Here is a 1,524-nt window from a genome sequence, read left to right on the forward strand (position 1 = left end):
CGCGCACCCCACCATCGAGTGGGGTGCGCGCCGTTTTGTCGCCCTCGCCTGCGGTTAGGAGGAGTGCGGATCCGTGGGCGCTAAGTGTGCAAGGGACGTTCGGATTCACCTCGATGCACCGACGGGCTCTCCAGTTGGATCGTGGCGTGCTCGAACGCGATCGGGAAGTGCGTCCTGACGCAGACATGGACCTCTTCGAGGATCCGCAGTGCGTGGGCTGATTCGAAGCACTCCTCCCCGACGACGACGTGAGCCGAGAAGATCGGCAGATTGCTCCCGATCGCTGAGGCGTGCAGGTCGTGGACGTCCTGGACGTGGTCGAGAGCGAGGATGTGCTCGCGCACCTGATCGAGATCCACTCCCTTCGGGGTGTACTCCATGAGGATCCGCAGTGTTTCGGCCATGATGCGGAACGCCCGAGGCACGATCAGCGCGGCGATGAACAAACCAGCCAGTGCATCGGCCTGTTGGAATCCGGTCAGCTGGATCACGATCGCGGCCGTGATCACGCCGAGCGAACCGAGAGCGTCATTGAGAACCTCGAGGAACGCGGCACGCATGTTGAGGCTCGAGTCCTTGCCTCCGGCCAGGATGAGGATCGCGGCGATGTTCGCGACCAGGCCGATCACACCGAAGATGAGCAGCTCTCCTGAGGGGACGTCCGGGGGGTCGGTTAGTCGCGAGATACCCTCGACGGCGGTGTAGGTGCCGACCACGATCAGGAGCGTGGCCTGGGCCAAGGCTGCCAGTACCTCGATGCGAGCGAATCCCCAGGTTCGGCTGCTGCTGGCCGGGCGCAACATCATGGTCGCCGCGATCAGCGCGACCAGCAGTCCGGAGGCGTCGACGAGGGCGTGCGCCGTGTCCGTGAGCAGGGCAAGACTTCCGGTGACGACGCTCCCGATCGCTTGCGCGAGCACGATGACGGAGGTGATGGCGAAGGCGATGGCGAGTCGCGTCCGGGCGGTGCTCGACCCGCTGCCGCCGTGCGAATGGTCGTGTCCTGAGCTCATCAGAGGTCCCCGTCCTCGAGGTTCTCGTGATCGCGGTGGTTCTTCAGGGAGAGGGTGGTCCCGGAGGTGTCGAGCAGGTCGTCCGCCACCTCGAGCAGGCCCTTTAGTCGGGGCAGATCGGCGAGGGTGAACCAGGAAGCGCGGCCTTCAGTGCGCGCGGTGACCAGACCGCAGTCGCGCAGGCACGAGAGATGCTTGCTGACGGTCGACTGGGCAAGGTGCATGTGTTCGACAAGGTCGCGAACTCGGTGCTCACCGGTCGAGAGGTGCTGGAGGAGAGCCAAGCGTGTGGGTTCGGCGAGGGCATGGAAGAGCGCGGCATGACTGTCTGCCACCTCGAACTGAGGCTCGGCCGGGATCGCATCAATCGTCATATGGCGATGATATCGCCATTTGGGGTTCCGTAAAGGGGTGGGACGGGACGAGTCGATCCTGATAGACGCGCGAAGGGGTCGCTCGTGGCACGTCGATACACTCGATGTGAAGCGCCCTGGGTTTCGTTCCGAGGTCA

Annotated in this window: 2 protein-coding genes; both read right to left on the reverse strand. The window is 64.4% G+C overall.

The genetic code is table 11. The annotated features are described in order from the left end of the window. Window positions 1-80 precede the first annotated feature (80 nt). Window positions 81-1,013, reverse strand: a complete 933-nt coding sequence (locus HMPREF3105_RS07945) for a cation diffusion facilitator family transporter (protein ID WP_041103451.1) — start codon at window positions 1,011-1,013, stop codon at window positions 81-83. Next, window positions 1,013-1,387: an ArsR/SmtB family transcription factor gene (locus tag HMPREF3105_RS07950; RefSeq protein WP_041103453.1), complete on the reverse strand. Its 375-nt coding sequence runs from the start codon at window positions 1,385-1,387 to the stop codon at window positions 1,013-1,015. The genes HMPREF3105_RS07945 and HMPREF3105_RS07950 overlap by 1 nt, the downstream gene beginning before the upstream one ends. Between the last annotated feature and the right edge of the window lie 137 nt (window positions 1,388-1,524).

The organism is Micrococcus sp. HMSC31B01, assembly GCF_001816085.1.
GTDB classification, from domain to species: domain Bacteria; phylum Actinomycetota; class Actinomycetes; order Actinomycetales; family Micrococcaceae; genus Micrococcus; species Micrococcus luteus.

Bases quoted from the DNA above. Each gene is read 5' to 3' on its own strand.
- HMPREF3105_RS07945 (WP_041103451.1), bottom strand. From the start codon at position 1,013: ATGAGCTCAGGACACGACCATTCGCACGGCGGCAGCGGGTCGAGCACC.
- HMPREF3105_RS07950 (WP_041103453.1), bottom strand. From the start codon at position 1,387: ATGACGATTGATGCGATCCCGGCCGAGCCTCAGTTCGAGGTGGCAGAC.